General features: G+C 71.4%; 22 protein-coding genes. 9 read left to right on the plus strand and 13 right to left on the minus strand.

Translation table 11 applies throughout. From position 1 onward, the window contains the following. Positions 1-38 precede the first annotated feature (38 nt). The 4 genes from ACQPZQ_RS43655 (at position 39) to ACQPZQ_RS43670 (ending at position 4,407) form a co-directional block, all read left to right on the plus strand. Positions 39-695, plus strand: a complete 657-nt coding sequence (locus ACQPZQ_RS43655) for a TetR family transcriptional regulator (RefSeq protein WP_433290321.1) — start codon at positions 39-41, stop codon at positions 693-695. After that, a complete protein-coding gene (locus tag ACQPZQ_RS43660; protein ID WP_433290322.1) occupies positions 692-2,656 on the plus strand; it encodes an acyl-CoA dehydrogenase family protein in 1,965 nt (654 codons plus the stop codon). The genes ACQPZQ_RS43655 and ACQPZQ_RS43660 overlap by 4 nt, the downstream gene beginning before the upstream one ends. A 64-nt stretch (positions 2,657-2,720) precedes the next feature. Beyond that, on the plus strand, positions 2,721-3,176 hold the full coding sequence (locus ACQPZQ_RS43665; protein WP_433290323.1) for a VOC family protein: 456 nt from the start codon (positions 2,721-2,723) through the stop codon (positions 3,174-3,176). A 418-nt stretch (positions 3,177-3,594) separates the two neighbouring features. Further along, on the plus strand, positions 3,595-4,407 hold the full coding sequence (locus ACQPZQ_RS43670) for an NAD(P)H-binding protein (protein ID WP_433290324.1): 813 nt from the start codon (positions 3,595-3,597) through the stop codon (positions 4,405-4,407). 114 nt (positions 4,408-4,521) lie between these two features. On the opposite strand, the gene map is transcribed toward ACQPZQ_RS43670, so the two are convergent. Further along, positions 4,522-5,301 (minus strand): type I methionyl aminopeptidase, encoded by a 780-nt coding sequence (gene map / locus ACQPZQ_RS43675; RefSeq protein WP_433290325.1) that lies wholly within the window; start codon positions 5,299-5,301, stop codon positions 4,522-4,524. A 33-nt stretch (positions 5,302-5,334) separates the two neighbouring features. On the opposite strand from map, the gene ACQPZQ_RS43680 reads away from it, so the two are divergent. Then, entirely contained in the window at positions 5,335-5,607 is a 273-nt protein-coding gene (locus tag ACQPZQ_RS43680) for a helix-turn-helix domain-containing protein (protein ID WP_433290326.1), read from the plus strand. A gap of 3 nt (positions 5,608-5,610) precedes the next feature. Here the strand turns inward: ACQPZQ_RS43680 and ACQPZQ_RS43685 are convergent, their stop codons facing one another. The 6 genes from ACQPZQ_RS43685 to ACQPZQ_RS43710 form a co-directional block, all read right to left on the minus strand. Continuing rightward, positions 5,611-8,817, minus strand: coding sequence for an ATP-binding protein (locus ACQPZQ_RS43685; protein WP_433290327.1), 3,207 nt, complete (start codon positions 8,815-8,817; stop codon positions 5,611-5,613). Beyond that, complete coding sequence (locus tag ACQPZQ_RS43690; RefSeq protein ID WP_433290328.1) at positions 8,814-9,416, minus strand: hypothetical protein; 603 nt, start codon at positions 9,414-9,416, stop codon at positions 8,814-8,816. The genes ACQPZQ_RS43685 and ACQPZQ_RS43690 overlap by 4 nt, the downstream gene beginning before the upstream one ends. A gap of 44 nt (positions 9,417-9,460) precedes the next feature. After that, a complete protein-coding gene (locus ACQPZQ_RS43695; RefSeq protein WP_433290329.1) occupies positions 9,461-10,009 on the minus strand; it encodes a hypothetical protein in 549 nt (182 codons plus the stop codon). A gap of 60 nt (positions 10,010-10,069) precedes the next feature. Continuing rightward, positions 10,070-10,216, minus strand: a complete 147-nt coding sequence (locus tag ACQPZQ_RS43700) for a zinc-binding dehydrogenase (RefSeq protein ID WP_433290330.1) — start codon at positions 10,214-10,216, stop codon at positions 10,070-10,072. A gap of 18 nt (positions 10,217-10,234) precedes the next feature. After that, positions 10,235-10,465 carry a hypothetical protein gene (locus tag ACQPZQ_RS43705; protein WP_433290331.1) on the minus strand — a complete coding sequence of 77 codons (231 nt, stop codon included), beginning with the start codon at positions 10,463-10,465 and terminating at the stop codon, positions 10,235-10,237. 124 nt (positions 10,466-10,589) lie between these two features. Beyond that, positions 10,590-12,176 carry a peroxidase family protein gene (locus tag ACQPZQ_RS43710; RefSeq protein WP_433290332.1) on the minus strand — a complete coding sequence of 529 codons (1,587 nt, stop codon included), beginning with the start codon at positions 12,174-12,176 and terminating at the stop codon, positions 10,590-10,592. Positions 12,177-12,656: 480 nt separating this feature from the next. Here ACQPZQ_RS43710 and ACQPZQ_RS43715 point away from each other — a divergent pair, with 480 nt between their 5' ends. Beyond that, positions 12,657-12,797 (plus strand): hypothetical protein, encoded by a 141-nt coding sequence (locus tag ACQPZQ_RS43715; RefSeq protein ID WP_433290333.1) that lies wholly within the window; start codon positions 12,657-12,659, stop codon positions 12,795-12,797. Positions 12,798-12,985: 188 nt separating this feature from the next. Here ACQPZQ_RS43715 and ACQPZQ_RS43720 read toward each other — a convergent pair whose 3' ends face one another. The 3 genes from ACQPZQ_RS43720 to ACQPZQ_RS43730 are packed head-to-tail and all read right to left on the minus strand — an operon-like array spanning position 12,986 to position 16,056. Further along, positions 12,986-13,894 carry an NADP-dependent oxidoreductase gene (locus ACQPZQ_RS43720; protein WP_433290334.1) on the minus strand — a complete coding sequence of 303 codons (909 nt, stop codon included), beginning with the start codon at positions 13,892-13,894 and terminating at the stop codon, positions 12,986-12,988. Next, positions 13,891-15,051, minus strand: a complete 1,161-nt coding sequence (locus tag ACQPZQ_RS43725; RefSeq protein WP_433290335.1) for a pyridoxal phosphate-dependent aminotransferase — start codon at positions 15,049-15,051, stop codon at positions 13,891-13,893. The genes ACQPZQ_RS43720 and ACQPZQ_RS43725 overlap by 4 nt, the downstream gene beginning before the upstream one ends. Positions 15,052-15,090: 39 nt before the next feature. After that, positions 15,091-16,056 carry an SDR family NAD(P)-dependent oxidoreductase gene (locus tag ACQPZQ_RS43730; protein ID WP_433290336.1) on the minus strand — a complete coding sequence of 322 codons (966 nt, stop codon included), beginning with the start codon at positions 16,054-16,056 and terminating at the stop codon, positions 15,091-15,093. Between the two features lie 83 nt (positions 16,057-16,139). Between ACQPZQ_RS43730 and ACQPZQ_RS43735 the strand changes: the two genes are divergently transcribed. Next, positions 16,140-16,742 (plus strand): TetR/AcrR family transcriptional regulator, encoded by a 603-nt coding sequence (locus ACQPZQ_RS43735; RefSeq protein ID WP_433290337.1) that lies wholly within the window; start codon positions 16,140-16,142, stop codon positions 16,740-16,742. Positions 16,743-16,751: 9 nt separating this feature from the next. On the opposite strand, the gene ACQPZQ_RS43740 is transcribed toward ACQPZQ_RS43735, so the two are convergent. After that, positions 16,752-17,744: an alanine racemase gene (locus tag ACQPZQ_RS43740; protein WP_433290338.1), complete on the minus strand. Its 993-nt coding sequence runs from the start codon at positions 17,742-17,744 to the stop codon at positions 16,752-16,754. A 63-nt stretch (positions 17,745-17,807) separates the two neighbouring features. On the opposite strand from ACQPZQ_RS43740, the gene ACQPZQ_RS43745 reads away from it, so the two are divergent. Further along, entirely contained in the window at positions 17,808-19,175 is a 1,368-nt protein-coding gene (locus ACQPZQ_RS43745) for a glutamine synthetase (protein WP_433290339.1), read from the plus strand. A gap of 141 nt (positions 19,176-19,316) precedes the next feature. Continuing rightward, positions 19,317-20,522: a multidrug effflux MFS transporter gene (locus ACQPZQ_RS43750; protein ID WP_433290340.1), complete on the plus strand. Its 1,206-nt coding sequence runs from the start codon at positions 19,317-19,319 to the stop codon at positions 20,520-20,522. 73 nt (positions 20,523-20,595) lie between these two features. Here ACQPZQ_RS43750 and ACQPZQ_RS43755 read toward each other — a convergent pair whose 3' ends face one another. Together ACQPZQ_RS43755 and ACQPZQ_RS43760 are read right to left on the minus strand one after the other, a co-directional pair. Beyond that, a complete protein-coding gene (locus tag ACQPZQ_RS43755; RefSeq protein ID WP_433290341.1) occupies positions 20,596-21,450 on the minus strand; it encodes an LLM class flavin-dependent oxidoreductase in 855 nt (284 codons plus the stop codon). A gap of 138 nt (positions 21,451-21,588) precedes the next feature. Then, a complete protein-coding gene (locus tag ACQPZQ_RS43760; protein WP_433290342.1) occupies positions 21,589-22,230 on the minus strand; it encodes a YczE/YyaS/YitT family protein in 642 nt (213 codons plus the stop codon). Positions 22,231-22,281: the final 51 nt, after the last annotated feature.

Consider the following 22,281-nt stretch of genomic DNA (forward strand, 5'->3'; position numbering starts at 1 on the left):
GGTAGCCGATACTCAAAGTACACGGTACTGTCGGTCCCGTGAAGGCACTGCGGGACAAGCGCACCAGCCGGTGGGACGCCCATCGGCTCGCTCGCCGTGCCGAGCTGACGGACGCCGCGATCACTGCGATCCGCACGCACGGGGCCGGCGTGGGAATGGACGAGGTGGCGGCCACGGCGGGCACGAGCAAAACCGTCGTCTACCGGCACTTCACCGACCGCACCCAGCTCTACGTCGCCGTCTGCGCCCGCGTGGCCGAGGTGCTGGTCGCGCAGGTGCGTGCCGCCATGAACGGCGCCGACGGACCCCACGCCAAAACCGCCGCCGCCATCGCCGCGTACCTGCGGCTGATCGAGAACGACCCCGAGGTCTATCGGTTCGTCGTGCACCGCCCCCTCGTCGACCGCGCACTCGACGCCGACCCGGTTGCCGATCTCGTCTCGCTGATCGGCGACGAGGCCGCTGCCGTCATCGCCGCGCACCTCCGCCGCGCCAGCTCGGCCACCAGCGCCGCGGCGGCATGGGGTCACGGGGTCGTCGGGCTCGTACGGGCGGCCGCCGACAACTGGCTGGCGCGGCCCGCCGGCACCACTCGCGACGAGCTCGCCGCTCAGCTCACCGCCCTGGCCTGGTCCGGGCTCTCCGGCGTCGTGGCTCCCCCGGCCGCCGCCCAGAAGGAAGAGGAACTTGCATGACGGTCGACGCCCGCGAACTCCAGCGCGTCCTCGACGGCAGATGGGCCGACGTCCGCGCTGATGTCCGCACGCAACTCGGCGCGCTCGCACTCAACCCGGATCCCGGGCTGAGCACCGAGGAGTACCGGGAGCTCACCACGGCCAACCTGCGGTTGCTGGCCGAGAGCCGTCGCCCTCACCTCGGCTTCGACCCGGCGTACGGCGGGGGCGGCGACGTCGGAGGCGTCGTCACGGCGTTCGCGGCACTCGGATACGGCGATCTCTCCCTGCTGGTCAAGGCCGGTGTGCAGTGGGGCCTGTTCGGTGGGGCCGTCCAGGTGCTCGGCACTTCTCGTCATCACGACAAGTACCTTCGGACGATCATGGATGGCGACCTGCTCGGCTGCTTCGCGATGACGGAGACCGGCCACGGCTCCGACGTCCAGCACCTGCGCACCACCGCCACGTACGACCCGGCGGCGCAGGAGTTCGAGATCCACACGCCCGACGCCGGGGCGCGCAAGGACTACATCGGCAACGCCGCGCGGGACGGTCGGATGGCCGTGGTGTTCGCCCAGCTGATCACCGGCGGCACGAGCCACGGCGTCCACGCGCTGCTGGTGCCCATTCGTGCCGAGGACGGCACGCCGATGCCGGGCGTGACGATCGGCGACTGCGGACGCAAGGCAGGCCTCAACGGCGTCGACAACGGCAGGCTCTCGTTCGACCACGTGCGGGTGCCGCGGGAGAACCTGCTCAACCACTTCGCCGACGTGGCCGAGGACGGCACCTACTCCAGCCCCATCGAGAGCTCCTCGCGCCGCTTCTTCACGATGCTCGGCACGCTCGTCCGGGGCCGGATCAGTGTTGCGGGCGGGGCGGGCACGGCCACCCAGAAGGCGCTCGCCCTGGCCATCCGCTACGGCGCGACCCGGCGGCAGTTCTCCGACCCGGCCACGGGCGAGGAGGTGGTCGTACTGGACTACCTCGTCCACCAGCGCAAACTGCTCCCCGCGCTCGCCACCACCTACGCGCTGCATTTCGCGCAGGGCGACCTGGTGTCGGACATGCACGACCTGCAGTCGTTCGACGGGGAGCAGGCTTCCGGCACCGGCGTGGAGGATCGGCAGCGCGACCTGGAGACCAGGGCCGCAGGCATCAAGTCGGTAGCCACCTGGCACGCCACCGCCACGATCCAGACCTGCCGCGAGGCCTGCGGCGGCGCCGGCTACCTGGCGGAGAACCTGCTCCCGCAACTCAAGGCCGACACCGACGTGTTCACCACCTTCGAGGGCGACAACACCGTTCTGCTGCAGCTGGTGGCGAAGACCCTGCTCTCGGACTACGCACGGCGCGTCGGGAAGCTCGACCTGGCGGGCAAGGCGCGGTTCGCGGCCGATCTCGTGGCCGGTTCACTGGCCGAGCGCACCGGCCTGCGTGCCGTCCTGCGGCGGGGCGACGTGCGCGACCGCTCCTACCAGCGGTGGCTGCTCGTCGAGCGCGAGGAGCACCTCCTCGCAGCAGCAGCGCGGCGGATGCGCCGGGCACTTTCGCCGGGGGCCGACCAGTTCGCCGTCTTCAACGGTGCCCAGGACCACCTGCTCGTGGCCGCACGGGCGCACGTCGACCGGATCGTGTTCGACGCCTTCGCAGCCGCCGTCGACCGGGTGGAGAGCCCGGACGCACGCGGCCTGCTCGACCAGGTGCGCGGGCTGCACGCCCTCTCGGTGATCGAGGCCGACCGCGCGTTCTTCGTCGAGCACGGATACCTCACCCCGGGCCGCGCCAAGGCGATCACCGCGGCTGTCAACGCGCTCTGCGGATCGCTGCGCCCACATGCGAGAACGCTGGTGGACGCCTTCGGTATCCCGGAGGCCTGGCTCGACTGCCCGCTGCTCGACGGCGAGCGGAACCCTGAGGCACCGGCCACGGACCCGACCCCGTCCAACGAGGAGCCCACGGATCTGGCGGCAGTGGGCTGACCCCGAACGGAGTCGCGTGAATATCAGGACAGGAACTGACCGCTGAGGTGGACATCCTCATCGGGTGACCGAGACGAAACAGCCCCTCGCCGATCTCCACGCCCTGTTCGGGTACCGCGACGCCCCGGCCGCCATCACGTGGCTCCAGCGGGCCTTCGGGTTCGAGACGACCATGTCGTTCCCGGACGAGAAGGGTGGCATCGCCCACTCCGAGCTTCGGCTCGGCGACGCCGTGGTCGTGGTGTTCAGCGACCACGACGGCTACGAGCGCCCGCCGCGCAAGGGCCCCACCATGGGCTACGGGCTCTACCTGAGCGTCCCCGCACCCGACGACGTCGACGCGCTCTACGCCCGCGCGGTCGACGCCGGCGCCACCACGATCTGGAAGCCCGAGGCCACGGAGTGGGGCAACTACCGATTCCGGGTCGTCGACCCCGAGGGTTTCGAGTGGTCCTTCGGCGTGCACCGGCCGGGCGAGCCCCAGGACGAGTGGACGGAGGACGAGCAGCAGGCAACCTGACGCACGGGCCGTCGCCGAGTGATCGTTCCGAGATCCGGCTTTCCGCCCCCACGGGGGCGCGCACCCTCATCTCACGGCGATCTTGGAGCGGTGATCGTTCCGAGATCAGGGTTCCCGCCCCTGGGAGGGCGCATCGGCCACACTCGCGGCGATCATCGGTGTCGAGCCCATGATCGATCCCAGATTCGGGTTCTCGCCCCGACGAGGGCGGATCGGCCGGTCTCGAGGCGATCTTGACGGTGGCGGGCCGAGATCAGCGGTCGAGTGCTCGGCGGACGGTGGCCGCGATCGACCAGGGCCGCAGCATCACCCCGACCGCGGGGCGGTGCCGGATCAGCTCCGGGGTGGGCATCGCGGCGCATCGGCCGGCACGCCTACGGTCATCTCGTCCTGGCGTGAGGGTTGTGGAGGAGCAGGAATGATCGTCGTCACCGGAGTCACCGGCAAGCTCGGGGGAATCGTCGCGAAGGACCTGCTCACCCGCGTGCCGGCCGCCGATCTCGTTGCCGTGGCGAGAACTCCGCAGAAGGCCGCGGCCCTCGCCGACCAGGGCGTCGAGGTCCGCGCCGGGGACTACGAGGACCCGGGGTCGCTGCGAACGGCCTTTGCGGGCGCCGATGTCCTGCTGTTCGTCTCCTCGCCCGACATCACCCCCGGCACCCGGGTCCGCCAGCACGGCAACGTGGTCGACGCTGCGCGCGCTGCCGGGGTCGGCCGGATCGTCTACACCAGCGCCATCGGGGCGCAGGACGGCGTGGGGTTCCTCGCCGACCACACCGCCACCGAGAAGATGCTGCGCGAGTCCGGCGTGCCCCACACGCTGCTGCGCAACACCTTCTACATGGAGGCGCTCGTGAACCCGGGGCTGCGTTCGGCCGTCGAGTCCGGCGAGCTGGTGGCCGCCGACGGCGGGCAGCCGGTCAACTTCGCGACGATCACCGATCTCGCACTCGCCGCATCCGCAACGCTCACGGGCACGGAACACGAGGGCGTGGCGTACGAGGTGCGTGGCGCTCTCTGGACGGTGCCCGACCTCGCCCGCATCCTCGGCGAGGTGTCCGGGCGGCCCGTGACCTACCGGGCGGTGCCGGCCGATGACCTCGGCCCGGCCGCGTTCGTGCACAACCTCATCGCATCGGGCCTGTTCGCGGAGCCCTCCGACGATCTCGAGAAGCTCCTCGGGCGACCGGCCACCGGCATGCGTGACGCGGTGGTTGCGGCGCTGGGCTGAGATTCGGTCTCGGCTCGGCGCTGAGGGGGATCGCTCCGCGCAACCATCGGCTGCGGGGCCCGGCGTCCCCGACCCGAGCAACGACGTACGGCCGGCACGTCTCGAGCGGGCGGGTCAGCTCGTGGGGCGGCCTGCCGTGAGCACCCGCGGCCCGTCGTCGGTGACGGCGATCGTGTGCTCGGTGTGGGCGGCCCTGCTCCCGTCGGCGGCGCGGAGGGTCCAGCCGTCGGGGTCGGGGCGGTAGTCGTCGGTGCCACCGGCCAGGAACATGGGCTCGATCGCGATCACCAGACCCGGACGCAGGACGAGGCCACGACCCGCGCGGCCCTCGTTGGGCACGTGCGGGGCCTCGTGCATCTCGCGCCCGACACCGTGGCCCCCGTGGTTGGCCAGGAGGCCGTACCCGCCGGCGCGACCGACGACGCCGATCGCGTGGGCGATGTCGCCCATGCGGGCACCCGGCACGGCGGCGGCGATGCCGGCGGCGAGGGCCCGCTCCGTCGTCTCGATGAGCTCGACGTCGCGCGGGTCGGCCCGACCGACAACGGTGCTGAACGCCGCGTCGGCACACCAGCCGTCCAGGTGCACGGCGAGGTCGACGCTGAGCAGGTCCCCGTCGCGCAGCGGCTGACGTCCGGGGATGCCGTGCACCACCGCGTCGTTCACGCTCGCGCAGATGACCGCCGGGTAGGCCGAGGGGGCGGACCTCGGGTGGTAGCCCAGAAAGGTGGGCCGTGCGCCCGCGGCTGCGATCAGGTCGGCGGCGAGCGTGTCGAGCTCGGCAGGTGCGACGCCGGGGGCGGCGTGCTCCCGCACAGCGGTGAGGACGTCGGCCACGATCTTCCCTGCGGCCTGGACGGCGTCGACCTCAGCCGGGGTCTTCATCTCAATCATGTCGATAACTATACCGGTATTACTATCGGTGCCATGGTGCGTGTCCCCCTGACCCCGGCCGACCGCGAGCGCGGGGAGCGGCTCGGCGCGCTGCTGCGCGCGGCGCGGGGAGACCGCAGCCTCGCGGATATCGCCGGTGACGCCGGCATCTCCGCGGAGACGCTGCGCAAGATCGAGACGGGTCGCATCCCCACGCCCGCGTTCTTCACCGTGTCCGCGCTGGCCGGAGCCCTGGGGCTGTCGCTGGACGAGCTCGTGGCCGCTACCGCACCGGTGCCCGAGGAACGGAACGTGCAGGCCGTTTGACCGTCACGCCCGCCCCTCGACGGCCCGCTTGATCACCTCCTCGGACGTGAGCGGGCTCGGTGGGTGGTGGCTCAAGCACATCGGCTCGTGCACCCTCTCGAACGCGAGGCCCTCGCTCGCGACGTAGAACTGGCCCGAGCTGAGCCGGGAGATGTCGCTCACCTGACCCCCCTTGGCCCTGGCGAGCTCGGTGGCGGCGTTGATCTGCGTGCCCGAGTTCAGGTAGCCGAAGAACTGGGTGGCGGCGTTTCCGGGGATCCGGTTGTGCAGGCCCTTCGGGGCCTGCGTGGCGAAGACCAGGCCCAGACCGTACTTCCGCGCCTGCGACGCCAGGGAGATCGTGCTCTCGGTGCACGCGGTCATCGCACCGGACGGCGCGAAGGTCTGTGCCTCGTCCAACACGAAGAGGCCGCCGAGCGGACGGTCGCCCGCCGGGTTCGCCTTCACCCAGGAGAACAGCGCCATCTGCAGTTGGTTGACGAAGCTCTGGCGCTGCTCGTCGGCGGGCAGCCCGATGAAGCTGATCACGGAGATCCGCGCCTTATTCCCCTCGCTCGGTGTGAGCAGCACCGACGGGTCGGCGGTCTCCCCGGAGCCGCCGAACAGCGGGTCGTTGATCATCGCGGCCGTCAGCGCCTCCGCCATCTCGGCGGCGAGCTTCTGGCCGTTGCGCAGCCCGCTGATGCCCTCGGGCAGGTCACCGAGCAGGTCGATGAACCCGTCGAGGGACGAGGCACCGTGGCCGGCGTAGTAGGTGAGCACCTCCCGGAGCACCGCCCTGCCCGACTCGACCTTCCGCCCGGTCAGCTGCGCGCGGGGGGCGAGGCTCGCGACGGCCGCACCGACCGCGATGGCGAACTCGTCGTCGTCCCCGAGGACGGCGCCGAAGTCCGGGAGCGGCTGGAACGCCAAGGGCCGCCCCTTCGAGCGGCCGGGCGTCCACACGACCACCTCGGTCTGGTCGAGGTAGGTGGCGGCCTTCTCCGCGTCGCCGTCGTGCCAGTTCTGCGGCGGTTCCGGCCATGCGTCGCCCAGGCGGGCCAGGTCGTTGTTCGGGTCCAGCACGATCGCCGAGACGCCGTGGAGGGCGCACTCCTCGACCAGCCGCCGCAGGAGCACGGTCTTCCCCGAACCCGACCCGGCGAAGACGACGGTGTGCTTGCGCAGCGACTCGAGCGGCACGTGGACGTCCCGCTGGTGGGTGTCCGACCTGCCGACCGGCACCGTCGGAACACGGGGCCGGGGCACCGGGCTGGGCCGCCATCGCGGTGGGGGCTCCGGCCGCTCGGCGGTCGGCTCCAGGTTCCCGGCGGGCGGAGGATCGTCGGCCGGTGGAGGCAGCGCGGGCTCGGCCACCGGCGCGGCGTCGGCGTCCTCCGAGGGGGAAGCCGCGACCTGCGGGGGTGCGACATCGCCGAGGGTGCGCCGGAAGAGCTCGGTCGACCCAGCCGGCCTGCGGGCGGCGAGCCACTCCAGGAACCCCGGCTTCTGCGGCCGCTGCATGACCTCCAGCGCCGCGAAGGTGCGCAGGTCGTCCTCGCTGATCGGGACGACGACCCCGCCCTGCTCCTCCAGTTCGGCGACGACCCGGGCGGTCACCGGGCCGCTCGGCCAGGCGGAGTTGCGGATCAGCACGAGCGTGCGCTTGTCCCCGCCGGCCCTCAGGCCGGCTTCGGTGCTCGCCGCGCTGATCCGGCTCTGCACCGCACGGGCGTGCGAGTGCGCGATCCCGCGGAAGGCGACGTGCACCTCGTCCTCGGTCCGCTCGTCGAGCGTCCGGCGCAGGCGCGCGTGCAACGCGGGTTTCCTCCCGCGTACCTGATCCACCGCCAGATGCTGTCCGGCCTCGCCGAGCTCGGCGATGTACGCGCTCAACCCCGCCGTCAGCAGGGGCGGCATCCAGTCGTCCTCGCTGTCCTGGCGAAGCGGCGTGCCGACGTCGGCCTCATCGCGCAACCGGGTGAACCACGCGTCCATCGCCTGCAGCTCGCGGGGATCAGGCGGCTGGGGCGGACCGACGGGGGCCGGCTCGTCCGCGAGATCGTCCAGCTCGATGAGCTCACCGGAGTCGAGGCACTTGCGGATGTGTGCGTCGACGCGCTGCAGGAGGCGCCGCGGCGTGAAGGTCCGCGCGCTCGCGCTCTCGAAGGCCGACGGCCGGACGGGCCACGTGTCGTAGGGCGGGGTGAAGCCGACCTCGGCGTACCACCCGCCGAGATGCTGCGCGACGATCGCCCGCGCGACGTCCGAGTCGGGCATCGCACCCTGCAGCATCGACACGCGGAACCGATCGGCGGCGGAGATGACCGCGCTGCTCCTGATCGTCTCCCAGGACGCCGGGATGCACGCGAGGATCGACAAGGTGCGCCGCGTCACCTCCCGGAGCTCCATCAGCCCGTCGGCGATCTCGCCGACCAGTGCGCTGCGCTTCGCCGTGACGGAGGCCGCGTCCGTCGTCGCCTCGTCGGACTGGTTGATCAGCCCGTCGATCTGGTCGACGGCGATCACGGTCGGCCCCGTGAGCGCGAGCAGCCGGGAGAGGTCGCGCAACACGAGCTGACGCGACCGGGTGCCGCGCCGGAAACCCCACTCCAGCCGCGCGGACTCCTCCACGTCGCCGTCGAGGGTCAGGTATCCGTAGCCGATCTCCTGCAGCTCCGGATGGACGGCCCGGTAGAGCACCAGCGCCCGCAGGGTGTTCTGGCACTCCATCCACACCTGACGATCGACGCTGCCGATCCCGATGACGAGCGCGTCCAGGTCCTCGCGGAAGAGCGGGAGCATTCCTGCGATGCGGGTCTGCGCCAGCGGCGACATACCGGCGAGCGCGGCGAGGCGGCGCAGGAGGGGCGTGAGCTGGTCGACCTGCCCGGCGAAGAAGCCGTCGACGATCCCGTGGACGGCGCTGCGCCAGAACTCGTGGCCCTCGAGCAGCTTGACCAGGAAGAAGTACCCGTCGCTCTCCTGCACCTGCTGGCGCACCCACCGCAGCAGGTGCGTCTTGCCCACACCGCGGTCGCCCTGCAGGACGACCCCGATCGGGCTCGCTCCCTGGCTCGCCCGCGCTGCCGACACGGAGTCCAGCACGGACTTCGCAACCCGCTCGTGCAGACCGTCGACGTGGTGCGTGACCGGGCTCCACACGTCGTCCGGAGCGACGGCCCAGTTGAACTGGACGGCTTCGAGCGCCATCCGCTCCTCGTCGGTCATTCTGCCTCGATCATCAGCATGTGCCGCTCATCGCCCCCGAACCGGACGGCGGCGGCACGGTCGGCCTCGGTCAGCGTCTTCTGGTTGGACTCGGCCTGGATGTGCACGCCCGGGCTGCTCGCCATCCGTTCGAGCTCGGCGTCGACCGCGGCTCGGGACACGCCCAGCAGCTTCTCCCGCAGCTCGGCGAGGCCGACCCAGCGGCCAGGTGCGTCCGCGAGTTCCCGGTACGCATTCCGGATCAGTACCTCGACGTCCGGCGTGAAGATCTCGTGGAGCAGGCCGCCCCTGGCTACGTACCGCTGCAGCCCGGCGAGCACGGTGTAGAGCGCTCCGCCCAGCGAACCCGCCCGGTCGGGACGCTCCATGGACAGCTCGGCGGTGCACCAGGCCCAGCCGTCGTCGGTCAGCTCGTGCGCGAAGCCGCGGCCGACCTTTCTGGAGGTCACCAGCTTCTGCTCGTTCAGCCTGCGCCGGTACCGGCCGTCGAGCGTGAAGCCTGCCGCGTCGCGCAGTTCCGCGTTCGTCAGCTCGCGGGCCTCGGCCATCAGGGCCATCAGGGTGGCTCGCTCGCGCACGGTCAGCTGGTCAGTGGGCACTTCTCGTCCTCCGAGATCGGGGTCTTCGAGGGGTCGTTGCCGGGTCACTCTGCGGTTGCGGCCGGTTCCCGACCGCCGCGGACCGCGCCCCACCAGCTGCCTCCGAGCAGGAGCAGCCCGGGAGCCACACCGGCGACGACGGCGACGACCGCTTCGCCGGCACCGATCACGGCCACCAGGAGGCCGAGCACACCGCATGCCGTGAGGCCTGCCCCCACCCACACCAGCGAGGGTGCGCTCCACACCTTGGCGAGCCCGAGGAAGTGCACGCCGACGACGAAGGTGATCCAGGGCAGGACGGCGAGCGGGAGGTCGAGCGGCCCGCGCAGCACCGCGGTGCCCGCGAAGAAGGCGACCACCTCGGCGGCGACGACGACCCAGTACCAGCGGCCGAACCCGACGGCGTTACGTGCCGTGGCCGCTGCCGGCGCCGGGCGGGACCGGAACATGACGACCAGCAGCCCGACGAGGGCCGCGACACCCACCACCTGCAGAAGCAGGCCGACCGGCGAACCCAGCGTGCCCGCGTTGACCACCACGTAGATCGTCCCGAAAACCGCACCGATCAGCAGACCTAGCCGATTCGCCGTCACGGCGTCACTGTGCCTGCCTCGGTCCACCGGCACCGCGGCGGGTGCCGGCGGCTGATCACGTCAGCTGACCCGGATCGCGACCTTGCCACGCGTGTGCCCGGCCTCCACGATGACGAGTGCATCGCCTGCCTCGTCGAGGGGGCGGACCTCGGTGACGTGCGGATCGAGCGCGCCATCGGCGACGAGCCCCGCGAGCGCGCTGAGCACCGCGGTGCTGCGGTCGCGTTAAACGCCGTGGCCCCCGAGCTCGGCGGCGAGTGGCCGGTCGGCAATCGTTGCCAGGCGTGACGTGTCGGACAGCACACCGGCCACGGCGCGCAATGCGTCGCCGCCGACGGTGTCGAGCACCGCGTCGACGCCCTGGGGCGCGGCGGCGCGGATCCGCTCGGCCACCCCGTCGCCGTACTCCACGGGAGTGGCGCCGTAGGACCGGGCTCCACACGTCGCCCGGAGCAACGGCCCAGTTGAACTGGACGGCTTCGAGCGCCATCCGCCCCGGACAGATCCGACCGGGGGCTCTGTCCCACCCCGGACGCCGGTGGGCCGGGCCGTCCGCGCCCCGGCCCACCGGTCCCGTCGCTCAGCCCAGAGGGAAAAGCACTTGTTCCTTGCCCGCCACGGCGAAGAGCAACATGTCGACCATCCGGAACGTGGCGGCGTCCGGGCCGAAAGAGGGGCGCCATGCCTGGTCACGCACGATGGAGTTGGCGCTGGCCTCCATCGCCGCGTGGAACACCTCGGCGACGATCCGGGCGCCCACACCTGTCACCTTCCCCTGCGCCACCTCGGCCTCGCGCAGGATGTAGAACCACAGCGGCGTGTGTTCCCCGAACCAGGCCTTCTGCTCGTCGGTGAGGCCGGGCTGGGCGTCCGAAGCGGTCGGCAGCACGGCGCCGCCGTTACCGGCGAGGATGACGTCCGGCTTGAGCACCTCCACACCGAGGAAGGCCGCCATCTGCTGCCCGGTGGCGAGCCTGACCATCCCGGCCCGCGTGAGGTTGCGGAAGGCCAGGTTGAGACCCCGCCCCACGGTCGACACGGCCGCGGTCCGCCCGTCGAACGCCCCTTCGGGCAGCTGACGCAGAGGGTCGACGAGGAGGGTGTCGATCCGCTTGGTCACGTTCACGAGGCCGTCGGCCGGCTTCAGGTCGGGCCGCTGGGCCTCCGAGAAGTCGTAGAGCCGGCGGAAGTCCGCGATCCAATTGCTCGGCAGCCGCTCCGGGCCGGCCGCGTTCACGTCGTTGAGGTCGCTGAGGTCGGTGGCCGATCCGGGTGTGAAGTTCCCACTGGTGCCGGTGAACCGGAACAGGAAACCGAGCGGCGCCACTCCACCGGGCCCGCCCGTCCGGAACACGGCGTTCCACTCGTACGCGTCCCGCACCATGCTGTGCCCGAGCCGATAGGAGGCGACCGAGAACTCCACCGGCATCGTGGGCGCATCAATCGTTTCCTGGGTCTGTTGCTCGCCCGCACCGTCCGCCGACGTGGGCGAGACCTCGAAGAACTTGCGCCCGTTCGTGAAGACGTCGTCCAGGACCGCCTGGTCGACGATTCGCGGGAGGAAGTCGGTGCGCAGAATCCACTGGTAGTGCTTGGTGACCTCCTCACGCGCTTTCTCGAAGAGCGCGGTTCCGGTCAATCCCTGCTCTGCGAACATGCCGGCCACGGTGTTGTGGAACCGAATGAACATGAGATGCGTCTGCGCCACCACGAGGTTCTCGTCGTTGCGCGAATCCGGGATGACCGGCGCGCGTCGCTCCGCCGGCGTGGCCCCCTGTCCCGAACGCGGGAGGTCGAACCCGGCCTGATCGGCGTTCGCCACCGGGGTGTCCGGCGGAAAGGCGGCGCCGACGGTCGAACCGGTGCGCAGGTGTACACCGTCGGGGTCGTAGAACTGCGGATCGCGCGCCGGCCCCAGCCCGTACAGCGAGTCGAGGTCCAGCGAGACCGAGCGGCCCTGGATCAGCTCGGCGACCGAGACGTCCTGGCCGAGATGCACCGCGGTCTTGTCCAGGGTGAGATCGTGGTCGACGAACTGACCGAGATAGGTGAAGCCGGCAGGAATGACGGGATCGTGCGAATCCGGATCGGTCACCCCCTTCCCGGCCATCACATCGGCCACTTGTTCGACGATCTGCCGCGCGGCGTCGTCCATCGGATCGCCCATCGGCCCGAGGCGGGAGAACCGGAACTTTCGATACTGATCCAGTGTGGACGGACGTGCGAGCAGCTGTGCGCCGTTCCGATCGGTTCGATAGACACCTTCCCCCACGATGTAGTAATCGTCCCGTTCATGTCGATTCATGCGTCACCCCTGATCACACCGCTGCCGGGCCGGCGTTCGTGCGGGCGCGACGGTAAGCAGTGGTCTGGGCACCGTAGTACGGATCTTGATCGAAGCGACAGCCGCCATTCACACCCGCGATATCACCGTCCACATCAGTCCCGGTCTTCCCTGTTGACCCGCACGGCGAACAGGGAGCAAAAGCCACCAAAAGGGATCGATTTACCACGGCGACTCATGGCGGCCCGCCAGAATGAATCACCTCACTCTACGGATGACATCTTTTCGAGGTCACGCGTGATGAGAATTCTCCGGCCGTTTATCGGCCCGGAACCGACCCGCCGGAGAGGGGCGGAACGGGAAATGTCAGGAATGCTGCGGGAAAGCCTTGCCGGCACCGGCGCAGTCACCCTGACCGCGGGTGTACTCGTGGCGGCATCCGTGCCGGCCGCTGCCGCGATCACGGACCGTCCGCTCGTCGACAACCGGGCGTCGTCGACGTGATCCACTTCTGTGCCGAAGGAAGCTACCCGCGCTCCTGACGCTGGCGGCGAAGAACGTGCTGACCTACCTGTCGGTCGGGCCGGTCGCCCCGGGGCAGTGCGGCGACCATCTCTCGGGAGCTCTCGCCGCCGGGCTCGCCGAGGTCGCACGAACCGCAGACCGCTCGCATGACCACCACTGCGGCGCGATCACCCGACCTCGATCACCACCTTGCCCCGGGTGTGCCCCGCCTCCACGGTGGCGAGCGCGGCACCCGCCTCGTCGAGGGGCCGGGTATCGGTGACGTTCGGGTCGAGCGCTCCGTCGGCGACCAGCTGCGCGAGCGCGGCGAGCACTGCCGTGCTGCGGTCGCGCTCCACCCCCTTGCCCCCGAGCTCGGCCACGAGCGCCCGGTCGGCGATCGTCGCCAGGCGCGAGCGGTCGGCCAGCACCTCGGCCACGGCGCGCAGTGCCCCGCCACCGACGGTGTCGAACACCGCGTCGACGCCCTGGGGCGCGGCGGCGCGGATCCGCTCGGCCACGCCCTGGCCGTAGACCACGGGCGTGGCGCCGTACGAGGCCACGAGGTCGTGCTTGCTCTCGCTCGCCGTGCCGATCACGACAAGACCCCGGGCCCGGGCGAGCTGCAGGGTCACCACGCCGACTCCGCCGCCCGCCCCGTTGACGAGCAACGTCGAGCCCGGCGCGAGATCGAGCCCGTTCAGGGCGTCGTACGCCGTGCCGGCGGCCACCGGGAGCGCCGCCGCATCGGCCGGGCTCACGCTCTCGGGGCGATGCGCTGCGAACGACGCGATCACGAGGGACTGCTCGGCCCACCCGCCCACCATGTCAGGCGTGCCGCCGAACACCTCGTCGCCGACCGCGAAGCCCTCGACGCCGGGTCCGACCGCCAGGACCGTGCCGGCCACCTCGCGGCCGAGCACCGCCGGCAGCGTGACGTCGCCGTATCCGCCGTCGCGGAGCTTCCAGTCACCCGGGTTGACCCCCGCGACGCGGACCCGGACGAGCAGCTCGTCCACGCCCGGCGTGGGAACCGGGACGTCGAGCATCGCCTGGTTCTCGGGGCCGCCGAACGCGGTGAAGCCGTAGGCCTTCATGCCTGCACCGCCGACCGCAGGGCCGCCAGGCGCGACACGGCTTCCGTGAGCACCTCGTCGCGCTTGCAGAAGGCGAAGCGGACCAGCGAGCGCCCGAGATCGGGGTCGGCGCAGAACACCGACACCGGGACGGCGGCCACGCCGATCCGCTCCGGCAGGCTCCAGCAGAACTCGGCGCCGTCGCTGAACCCGAGTGGCGTGACGTCGGTGACGACGAAGTACGTGCCGCCCGTGTCGAACACGGTGAAGCCCGCCTCTCTCAGCCCGTTGGAGAGCAGATCCCGTTTGCGCTGCAGATCGGCAGCCAGGCCGGTGTAGAAGGAGTCGGGCAGCCCGAGCGCGGCGGCGATGGCGGGCTGGAACGGGGCACCGCTCACGTAGGTGAGGAACTGCTTCACCGCGCGCACCGCCGAGACGAGCTCAGCGGGCCCGCTCACCCAGCCGACCTTCCAGCCGGTGACCGAGAACGTCTTGCCGACCGAGGAGATCGTCAGCGTGCGCTCGGCCAGGCCCGGAAGGGTGGCCATCGGCACGTGGGGCCGTCCGTCGTAGGTCATGTGCTCGTAGACCTCGTCGGTGACGATCACCGCGTCGTGTTCGGCGGCCAGCTCGCCGATCAGGGTGAGCTGCTCACGGTCGAACACCGCGCCCGTCGGGTTGTGCGGGGTGTTCACCAGCACGAGCCGGGTGCGGGCCGAGAACGCGGCGCGCAGCTCGTCGGGATCGAACCCGAACGACGGGGGCCGCAGCGGCACCGCGCGCAGCTCCGCGCCGGCCAGCGCGATCGTGGCGGCGTACGAGTCGTAGTAGGGCTGGAAGGTCACCACCTCGTCGCCCGGCTCGCAGAACGCGAGCACGGCGGAGGCGATCGCCTCGGTGGCCCCGGTGGTGACGAGCACGGCGTCGGGGTCGACCTCGAGCCCGTAGAAGCGCCGTTGGTGCTCGGCCACGGCGGAGCGCAGCTCGGGGATGCCGACGCCCGGCGGGTACTGGTTGATCCCGCCCTGGATGTTCGCCGCGGCGTCGCTGAGCAGCGAGGGCGGCCCGTCGGTGTCGGGGAAACCCTGTCCGAGGTTGATCGCACCAGTGCGCAGGGCGAGCGCCGACATCTCGGCGAAGATCGTGGAGGTGTGCGGGCGCATCCGATCGACGAGCATCCGCCCACCGTAACCGCTGGCCCGGCCGGTCACCGTGGATCAGGCGTTGAGCTGGTCCGCGACCATTGTCTCGATCTGTGCGCGGCCCGCCCGGCCGAGGGCTCCATCGAGGGCGGAAGCGAGCCGCTCGAACGGGTCCTCCAGATCCAACGTCTCCAGCCGGGCGGCCAGCTCCGGGACGGTCCACAACCCGCCGCCCTTGGTCACCTCGGCTCCACGGGACCATCCGACGTTCACTGTGATCGCGCCACCGCGGACCGACAGCACCTGGCCTGTCAGCGGGCACCCCGCGCTCGCGAGGTAGGCCACGAGCGGCGCGACCACCACGGGGGCCGTCGGGTCGATTCCGCCCGCGCCCGCGGTCCGGTCCATTCCCGGCACGCCTGCCGTGAGGCGGGTGCTGATCATCGACGGGCTCACGCAGTTGACCCTGACCCCGAGCCGGGCCAGCTCCACAGCGTGTACGGACGACATCGCCGCCACCCCGGCGTTCGCCGCGGCGTAGCCGGAATGGGTGGGCAACGGGTTGAGCAGACCGGACCCGGAAACGGTATTGACGATCGCGCGGTCGGAAGTCACCCCGGCGGCCGCGCGGTCGCGCCAGTAGGCGGCCGCCCACCGGCTCACCGCCAACGTCCCCTTGAGCTTGACAGCGACGACGTCGTCGAAATCGCGCTCGGTCAGCCTCTCCAGTGCCTTGCTGACCTCGATCGCCGCATTGTTGACCACCGCATGCAGATCACCGAACGCCTCGACCGCGACATCCACCATGCGGCGGGCGTCATCCCAGAAGGCGACGCTGCCCGTGTCGGCCACCGCGCGACCGCCTGCCCCGACGATCTCCGCCGCGACCGCCTCAGCCACCCGGCTGTCGCCACCCGAGCCGTCGATCTCCACGCCCGGGTCGTTGACGACGACGTTCGCGCCCTCCGCGGCCAGGTAGAGCGCCTCCGCCCGGCCGATGCCCCGTCCCGCTCCCGTGACCAGCACTGTGCGACCGCTCATTACACCCATGTCTGCCCCCTCGATGCACTGAACACATTGATACAGCTGATGAACTGATTCAGTCAATGTAGTAATGTTGACGGATGCAGGACGGGACGGGCCGCCGCGCTCGGAAGAAGCAGCACACCCGCACGGCGCTCATCGACGCCGCCACGAGGCTGTTCGGCGAGAAGGGTTACGACGGCACCACGGTCGCCGACATCGCCGAGGAGGCAGACGTGAGCACCCGGACCTTCTTCCTGCACTTCCCCACCAAGGAGGACGTGGTACTCGGGGATCCCACAGCCAGGGTCGACGCGGGCACGCTCGCCATCTCCGAACGGAGCCCGGACGAACCGGTACGCGACGTGCTGGCCAGGGCATTGGACGTGATGATCGCCGACTCATGGGCCGGCGACCTGTCCAGCGGGCTCGCCGCTGTTCGCGCACGTCTGCTCACGTCCGTGCCGGCCGTTCAGGCGCGGCTGCTGCAGACATCCTTCACCGCGCAGACGCGGCTGGCCGAGGCTCTCCACGACACCTATCCCGACGAGCTGGACGAGATCGACGCAGCGGCCCTCGTCGGCGCCGCCATGGGCGCGGTCAACGCCGCGGCGATCGCCAGCCTCCATCGCGGCGCATCACCCGAGCAGGTCAGGGCGGCGATGCAGCGGGCCGCCGCAATCGCGTTGGGCAGGCCTGCATAGCGCTCGAACTCACCAACCCCGCATGTCGATGTCCCAGGTCTCGACCACCTCGGCACCGTCCACCACATGCATCCGCTCGTGCAGCACGACCGTCGGGTCGACGTGCGCCGGCAGAACCCGGACCCGGTCCCCGACCCGCACGGGCGTCCGCGGCACGAACGTCGTGTGCTCGTCCGAGCAGAACCGCACCTTGGCATCCGCGATGGTGGGGAGCCCGTGGTCCATCCCGAGCGACTTGAGCCCGACGTCGACGACCGCGTGCGTGGCCGCCACCGAGACGACCGTGCCGAGCACCGACAACGCCTGCCCGAAGGGGTGCCCGATCGCTCCGTAGGCGGTGTCCATGAGGGCGTAGGAGCCTGCCTGGATCTCGGTGGCCCAGGTGTTGTCGGCGTACGTTCCGGTGCCGCCCGCGCTGATCACCTCTCCGCCCACGTCAGCGGCTGCCGACATCAGGAGCGCCATCGCCTCAGCGGTCTTCCGGGCCCGGTCGGCCGGATCGGCCACGAGCATGAGGTGGCCCTCGTAGCCCATCACCCCGCGCACCTCGAGCCCCGCCCGGCGGGCCGCGTCGGCGAGATCGGCCGCCTTCTGCGGCGGGCAGCCACACCGCAGCAGCCCGACGTTCACGTCGACGAGCACCTCGCGCACTCCACCCGCCGCAGCCGCCGCCACCGTCTCCGGCGAGTCGACGGCGACAGTGACGCGCGCTCCCGACCGCACGAGCTCTCCGAGGCGGCGCATGTCGAGCACCTCGTTGGCCAGCAGCAGGTCCTCGCCGAGCCCGGCAGCGGCCAGCACCTCGCACTCCCGGATCGTGGCGCAGGTGAAACCGGGGTGGCCGTTCGCGCGCTGGCGACGCGCCAGCGCGCTGCATTTGTGCGCCTTGACGTGCGGGCGCAGCCGAGTCCCGGGCAGGGCGGCGCTCATCGTGTCGAGGTTGGACTCCAACAGGGCCCGCTCGACCAGCAACGCGGGCGTGGGGAGCTCGTCGATCCGCATGATCGCCACGCTAACCAGCGTGGTGGTTGGCGCGCTGCGTCGCCGCGGAGGATTCTCGCCGCTATGACCACATCCGACGTGCCGCTCGACGTCCGGACCGTCACCGCCGAGCTGTCCGACGCCGGTGTCGCAGGCGTGACGATCAGCTGGGCGGACAACAACGGGATCCCGCGCTCGCGCACCGTGCCCGTCGCCGCGCTGCCCCGGGTGGCCGAGACCGGCATCGGCGTCACCACGCTCTTCGCCGTGTTCGACAGCTCGGATGCGATCACGTACGCCCACGAAGGGCTCTCGTCGCCGTCCGGGGACGTCCGGCTCGTACCTGTGCTCGACGGGCTCGTACCACTGTCCGGTCAGCCGGCGCTGGCCTGGGCGCCGGGCCGGATCCTCGACGCCGACGGCGCTCCCTGGCCCTACGACCAGCGCGCGGTGCTGGAGCGGCAGGTCGAGGAGCTGGGCAGGGCCGGACTGACGGCGCTCGTCGGCTACGAGATCGAGTTCGGCGTGTACGCGGAAGGCGGCCCCGACGAGCTCGTGCCCGCTCATCCCGGGCCTGCGTACAGCCCGCACGCGCTCCTCGCGGTCGACGAGTTCATGGCGGACGTTCTTCGCGACTTCGCCGCGAACGGCCTCGAGATCGGGCAGCTGCACGCCGAGTACGGACCGGCCCAGATGGAGCTGTCCCTCGCGCCGAGCGATCCCGTGACGGCCGCCGACCGCCAGCTCCTCGCCCGCCAGACGCTGCGCGCAGCCGCCCGCCGCAACGGGCTCCGGTTGAGCTTCGCGCCGCTCCCTGCCCAGGCCGCCGCCGGAAACGGCTGGCACATCCACAGCTCCGTCTGGCGCGACGGACGCAACCTGCTCGCGGGCAATCCGGAAGGCCCCGGCGCCGAGGGCGCCGCCTACATCGCCGGGTTGCTGCGGGACCTGCCCGCCGTCGCGGCGATCACCGCACCGAGCCTCGGGTCGCTGGCCCGCCTGCGGCCCGGGTTCTTCGCGGGGGCGTTCGCGTTCTGGGGCGTGGAGAACAGGGAGGCGCCGCTGCGGTACGTGCCGGGTTCGAAGTTCCTCGGGTCCGACCACGCGAACGTCGAGCTCAAGACGTCGGACGCGTCCGCCAACCCCTATCTCGCGCTGGCCGCCGTGCTCGCCGCGGGCGCAGCCGGCGTCGCCGACGAGCTCTCGCTCGAACCGCCCGTGCAGGCCGACCCCGGGTCGTGGAGCGAGAAGGAGCGCGCCGGGCAGAAGATCGCCCTGCTCCCGCGGACCCAGGCGGAGCAGGAGTCCGCTCTGACGGGCAACCCGCGCATCCCGGCCGTGCTCGGCGACGACCTGCTGGGCGCGTTTCTCGCCGTCCGGCGATCCGACGCCGCGGCGGCCGAGGACCGATCACCCGATGACGTCCTCGCCGGGCTGCGCTGGCGCTACTGAGGCGCGGGCCGAGAGCTGGCTCACACGATCGGGTGATCGGGAACAGCATTCGCAGGCCGCGGATTTCACACCTTCGTGACGCTGACTCCCGATCGTGTCCCACCGGCAGTACCGGACACCCGGGGCGCTCGCCTCCGGCTGGTGCTGGTGCTGGGCGCGCTCATCGCTCTGGGGCCCTTCACCATCGACATGTACCTGCCCGCACTGCCGACGATCAGCACGGATCTGCTGACGTCCTCGGCCACCGTGCAGCTGACTCTCACCGGCACTCTGCTCGGGCTCGGTCTCGGGCAGCTGATCATCGGGCCGCTGTCGGACCGCTTCGGCCGGCGGCTGCCGCTCCTCGCCGGAACGGCCGTGCACGTGCTCGCCTCGGCCCTCTGCCTGATCGCACCCTCCATCGAGGTGCTCGGCGGGCTGCGTGTGCTGCAGGGCCTCGGCGCAGCGGCGGGTTCGGTGATCGCACTCGCGATCGTGCGTGACCTCTACTCCGGGCGAGCAGCCGCGACCCTGCTCTCGAGGCTGATCCTCGTGATGGGCGTGTCTCCCGTGATCGCTCCGACGGTCGGCGGCTACATCCTCGCGTTCACGTCGTGGCGCGGGGTGTTCGCGGTGCTGGCCGTCATCGGGCTCGTGCTCATCCCGGTGGCTGCGCGGGCCCTGCCGGAGACGCTTCCCCCTGAGCGCCGCCAGACGACCGGCGTGCTCGGCACGCTGCGCACCTACGGCGGGCTGCTGCGCGACCGTACGTTCCTCGGGCTCGTGCTCGTCGCCGGTCTCGCGATGTCGGCGGTGATGGCGTACGTCTCCGGCGCCTCGTTCGTCTTCCAGGAGGAGTACGGACTGAGCGAGCAGGTGTTCGGGCTGGTCTTCGGCACGGCCGCGATCTGGCTGATCGCAGCCACGCAGCTCAACCCGGTGCTGCTGCGCCGCTTCGAACCGCGTCAGCTGCTGCTTGCCGCCGTCGTCGCGGGCTCGGCGGCCGGGCTGGTGCTGCTCACGGTGGCGCTGCTCGGTCTGGGCGGGGTGATCGGGTTCCTGGTCGGGCTGTGGCTGGTGCTGTTCGCCGTCGGCCTCGCCCTGCCCAACGCCCCGGCCGTCGCGCTGTCACGCCACGGAGAAGCGGCCGGCACCGCCGCCGCCCTGCTGGGTGCGGTGCAGTTCGGCGTCGGCGCGCTCGTCTCGCCGCTGGTGGGCGTGCTGGGCAACAACGCCGTCGCGATGGCCACCATCGTCGCCGGCGGGCTGGGGCTCTCGGCGCTCGTCCTCGTTGTCGTCGTGCGGCCGTGGCGGCTGCCCGACCTGGAGCCTTCGGCCGTGGCCCTGGAAGCCGCGGTCGTGCACTGACCGGCGGGCAGCGGCCGCGGGCGTCGGGGGACAGCTCGGCGGCCGCTGCTGGCCGGTACGACGTAGCCGAAGGTCAGAAGACGATCTCGGCCGCGCGGGAGACCTCGTCGACGTCGTCGGTCGTCCCGATGAGGATGAACTCGTCGGCGCCGAGGTCCTCGTACTCCTTGACCGCCTCGCGCACGGCCTCCGGCGAGCCGCTCACACCGGCGGCGGATCCGTTCGACATCTCCTCGCCCAGGAAGCTGTAGTAGTCCTTGACGTTGGCGCGACCCTGGTCCTCCGCGCCGAGGGCGAAGTAGCCGATCGCGACGATCCGGGGCTGGCCGGGGCGCCCCGCCTCCGTCCACGCCGCCCTGGCGGCCTCGAAGGACGGGGCGACCATGGACGCCGGCATCGAGGCACCGACGTAGCCCTCGCCGATGCGCGCCATGCGCCCGAGCGCCGCGGGGCTGAAACCGCCGAAGAGCAGCGGGATCTGACGGGTGCCGGTGGGCACAGCGGGGTTGACGCCGCCCCCGACCGGGTCACCGTTCCAGACGCTGCGGTAGATCTCGAGGTCGCGGTCGAACCGCTTGCCGCGGCCGCTCATCCCGAACCCGTCCACGACGAAGTCGTCCGGACGCCCGCCGATGCCGAGCCCGAGCGTGAGCCGGTGACCGGACACCCCGTCGATGCCTGCCAGCTCCTTGGCCAGGAGCTCTCCCGGCCACACCGGGGCGAGCATGACGTGGCTGAACAGCCCGATCGTGCTGGTCGCGCCCGCCGCAGCCGCGAGCGTGACCGTGTCGCTCACGCCGGGGTATGCGTAGCGACCGACGGTGCCCAGGGTGGAGAAGCCAGCCTCCTCGGCCTTCGCCGCCCACAGCGGGATCGTGTCGGGGCGTACGTTCCGGACCTGGTTCGGAAGCCCGAGACCGATCTTCATGAAATCTCCTTGGCCGATCGATGAGGTGGTCGAGGCGCGGCGAGGCCGACGCCTTCAATCCGTGTAGGCGCGTCGGTGAGCCTTCAACCAAGCCTAGGGCCGGCTCCCGCCGAACCTGCGTCCGGTTGATCTTGTGGATCAGGAACCCTCACGTTCGCCTCGGCCGTCCCGCACTGTCAGCAGGGGGAGAAACGCCTGTGTGAGCGGCCCGATGGCGAGTGCGTAGAACACGGTGCCCACCCCGACTGTGCCACCGAGGAGCCATCCGGCGAAGAGCACAGTTGCCTCAATGCACGTCCGGACCAGTCGCACGGACCAGCCGGTGCGTCCGGCCAGACCCGTCATCAGTCCGTCGCGCGGGCCAGGGCCGAGCCGCGCCCCGACGTAGGCCGCCGTCGCGACGCCGTTCAGAACGACGCCGCCCACCAGCAGCGCGATGCGCGCGGGGAGCCCTGCCGGCTCCGGGATCACGGCCAGCGCGGCGTCGACGACCAGGGCGATCACGACGACGTTCGCGACCGTCCCGATGCCAGGCCGCTGGCGCAGCGGGATCCACAGCAGCAGCACCAGGACGCCGGTGATGGCCGTGACCGAGCCGAAGCTGAGCGGCGTCTGCTCCGCGATCCCCTCGTGCAGCACGTCCCACGGGTTGATCCCCAGCGCCCCGCGGATCTGCATCGCCATGCTGGTCGCGTACAGGACCAGCCCCGCCAGCAGCTGCGGGATCCGCCTGGCCGGATGCCTGTTGACGGGGAGCGGGCGTAGATCGACAACGGCCATTGCCCCATCCTCGGAGGTCCCCCGGTCGTGACCAGGGCCAATCCCCGCCAG

The organism is Pseudonocardia sp. CA-142604, assembly GCF_050948475.1.
Taxonomy (GTDB): domain Bacteria; phylum Actinomycetota; class Actinomycetes; order Mycobacteriales; family Pseudonocardiaceae; genus Pseudonocardia; species Pseudonocardia alaniniphila.